A 3303-nucleotide genomic window follows, 5' to 3' on the forward strand; every position below is an offset into this window, starting at 1 on the left:
CATGGCCTTTTGCCAGCGACCGAAGGATCACGCCGGCAGCGATAGAGAACGCCAGTCCGATGCCCGTATGATACGAATCCCCTGACGTTAACAGCCTTGTAAGCGCCGACGGAACCCGGCCTTGTGCGGAGCAGGTTTGGCGTGAAGTTCGCGAGGCATATGGAGGCCTTGCGAATGGATATGGAGCAGTTAAACGAGGCTCGTATGAGTGGTCGCCGTGATGGCGGAGCGGTCGTACGAGTGGAGCGTCGCCGGCGTTGGAGCGATGAAGAGAAGCTGGCAATCCTGAAGGAGACGACCGAGCCCGGTGCGATCCAGGCGGTCATCGCACGGCGGCACGATATCGGTACCGGCCAGCTTTATACCTGGCGCAAGCAACTGCTGCGCGGAGCGATGGCCGGGTTCGTGCCGGTCGAGCTCGCGAAGGCGGAGGTGGCGCGCAAGCCGGGCGGTGGTGGGAAGATCGCGATTGTCAGCGGCAGCGGCTTCACAGTTTGCGTGGACGAGCTCGTCGACCGCGCCGCGCTGAAGCTGGTCCTCGACGTGGTCGGGGAGATTGCTCGGTGAGCCTGTCGCTACCGCCGTCGGCGAAGATCTACCTGTCGCTGGCACCGTGCGACATGCGCAAGGGCTTTGACGGCCTTGCCGCTCAGGTGCGCAACATTCTCCTGCTTGATCCCTTCTCTGGCGCGGTGTTTTTGTTCCGGGGGAAACGCGGCAACAGGCTGAAGGGACTGGTCTGGGACGGGTCAGGACTTTGCCTTTATGCAAACGTCTCGAGCGCTCGAAGTTCGTATGGCCACGCTCGGGTGACGGCGCGGTGCGGCTGTCGGCGGCACAGTTGGCGATGCTGATCGAAGGGCTGGACTGGAGGCATGCGATTGTTCATGACGAGGTGTCCACGCCGACGCTCGCGTGAGCGATAAACCGCGCAATTGCGCGGTTTTTGCTATGTACATCAGCCCGATTCCGCTATCGTTGCGGGCATGCGGTTCGACCTTGATCGCCTTCCCACCGACCCGGTTCTCCTGCAGAAAATGCTGCGGGAGCTGGCCGAGGTCATGGAGCAGGAACAGGCCGAACTGAAGGCCGCGCAGGCCACCATCAAAGTCCAGAACCTCACGATCGAGAAACTGGAATATCGCGTGACGGGGCTGCTGCGCGTCCGGTTCGGTAGCAGCTCCGAGAAGATGAACATCGCGCAGCTGCGCCTGATGTTCGATGAAGCCGATGCGCCCCAGGCTGCCAACGACGATGCGCCTGCGGCGGCAAAGCCCCGGTCGGCGCGCAAGCCGGGAACCCGAGCTCCGATCCCCCCACACGTGCCGCGTCAGACCACTGAGCACCACCCTGGCCCGTGCAGCAACGGATGCGGCGCCGACACGACGATCAGCGAGGACGTTACCGAGGTTCTCGACTATATCCCGGCCCGCTTCCGCGTGCTGCGCCACGTTCGTCCTCGCGTAGCCTGCCGCACGTGCGAGCAGATCCGCCAGGCACCTGTGGTCGATCTCCCGCTGCCCAGGGTCATGGCGAGCAGCGCCTTGCTGGCGCATCTGGTAGTCAGCCGCTTCGTCGATCATCAACCCTGGAACCGCCAGTCGGTAATCCTGCGCCGCCAGGGCGTGAACATCGACCGCGACGTCATGGGGCGCTGGGCGCGCAAGCTGGCCTGGCTGATGGCCCCGATCGGTGAGCGGATATTCTCCTACATCCTCGAGGCGCCCAAAATACATGGCGACGAAACGCCGGTCACCGTGCTCGGCTGCGAGGATGGCAGTTCCACCGGATACTTCTGGGTCTATCTGCACGATGGGCGCTCCAGCGGTGACATGAGCCCGCCGGCGGTCGCCTTCCGCTTCGCCACCGGGCGTGGCGGTGAACATGCGGCTGCACACCTTGCCGGATATCGCGGCTATCTTCAGGCTGACGGATACGCTGGCTACAACGTGCTCTATCGCGATCCGAAAACGAAGGCGCCGCGCGGCGTGACCGAAGTAGGATGCTGGGCGCACGCCCGGCGCAAGTTCACTGACGTGCTGGAAAAGAACCCTTCGCCAATCGCGGCAGAAGCGGTCGTTCGGATCGGCGAGCTCTTCGCCATCGAGCGGGAGATAAAAGGCGCGCCGCCAGATGAGCGGCGGCGAGTGCGCCAGGAACTGGCCCGCCCGAAGCTGGCGGCATTGCGGCCATGGCTTGAGGCGCAGCAGCAGGGCCTGTCCGCAGACAGCACCCTGGCGAAGGCATGCCGCTATCCGCTCAACCGATGGGCGGCGATGATCCGTTATTGCGACGATGGCTTGCTCGAGATCAGTAACAATCTGGTCGAGAATGCCCTGCGCGGGGTGGCCCTGGGACGGCGAAACTGGTTGTTCGTGGGCTCGATCAAGGGCGGCGAGGCCTCGGCGCTGTTCTTCTCGCTGGCCGAGACATGCCGTCTGAATGGCGTCGAGCCCGAGGCCTGGTTCACGGACGTCATCGCGCGTATTGGCGACCACCCGATCAACCGGATCGACGAACTGCTTCCATGGCATTGGCAGGCAGCGAGAGAGATCCAGAACCTGGAGCACGCTGCTTGAGCAACGCCTTCGTCATGCGGATCACGATCACGTTGGATAACGTGACACCGACCGTGAGCCGCATAATCGAAGTACCGCTGGGCATCAGGCTCGATCGCTTGCACACCGTCTTCCAGGATGCGCTGTCATGGACTGACAGTCACCTGTGGGAGCTGACGTTCGGTCGCACGGGCTTCGGCATCCCTGACCCTGAGTACGGCTTCGACGGCCCTCTCGATGCCCGCAAGGCCACTTTGGCCGAGGCTCTGGACGGAATGCGAGGCAAGACCTTCCAATATCTCTACGACTTTGGAGATGCCTGGGATCACAGCGTCAGGATCGAAGGCATCGCTCCCGCCAATCCGCAATACAGTTATCCCCGGCTGCTCGAAGCCACCGGCATGCGGCCGCCCGAAGACTCAGGCGGACCTTGGGGGTATGCCGAAACTCTGGGGGCCCTGGCAGACCCGGCGCATGAATATCACGAGCAGGCGCTGGAAATCCTGGGTGAAGACCATGATCCACATGTCCAGCCCAACATCGATCTGATCCAGGATCGCTTCGCGGCACTCGCCAAGAAATGGGCGCCGCGCCCGCGGAAGGCCAAATAACCCCTATGTCAACGCCGCCTTCCGTCGGCACTTACACAGCCTTGCGGTAACCGGAAGAGCACCAAAGAGTATCACGAGCCATCCGGCGATCGGAAGCGCGTGGAGACAATAGCAGCAGCTGATCGAACCGATGA

3 protein-coding genes and 1 pseudogene are annotated in these 3303 nt (G+C 63.1%); all 4 read left to right on the plus strand.

The features are described from left to right. Window positions 1–174: 174 nt before the first annotated feature. The 4 genes and pseudogenes from ADT71_RS00440 (at window position 175) to ADT71_RS00455 (ending at window position 3169) form a co-directional block, all read left to right on the plus strand. Window positions 175–567 carry a transposase gene (locus ADT71_RS00440; protein ID WP_165913393.1) on the plus strand — a complete coding sequence of 131 codons (393 nt, stop codon included), beginning with the start codon at window positions 175–177 and terminating at the stop codon, window positions 565–567. Further along, a pseudogene (gene tnpB, locus ADT71_RS00445) lies at window positions 564–919 on the plus strand (IS66 family insertion sequence element accessory protein TnpB). The gene ADT71_RS00440 and the pseudogene tnpB overlap by 4 nt, the downstream one beginning before the upstream one ends. Before the next feature lie 67 nt (window positions 920–986). Then, the gene (locus tag ADT71_RS29820) at window positions 987–2579 is read left to right on the plus strand and encodes an IS66 family transposase (RefSeq protein WP_082370044.1); all 1593 of its coding nucleotides are present in this window, start codon (window positions 987–989) and stop codon (window positions 2577–2579) included. Further along, entirely contained in the window at window positions 2576–3169 is a 594-nt protein-coding gene (locus ADT71_RS00455; protein ID WP_231635447.1) for a plasmid pRiA4b ORF-3 family protein, read from the plus strand. Before ADT71_RS29820 ends, ADT71_RS00455 begins: the two co-directional genes overlap by 4 nt. Window positions 3170–3303: the final 134 nt, after the last annotated feature.

It is taken from the genome of Novosphingobium sp. ST904 (assembly GCF_001298105.1).
In the GTDB taxonomy this organism is placed as follows: Bacteria; Pseudomonadota; Alphaproteobacteria; order Sphingomonadales; family Sphingomonadaceae; genus Novosphingobium.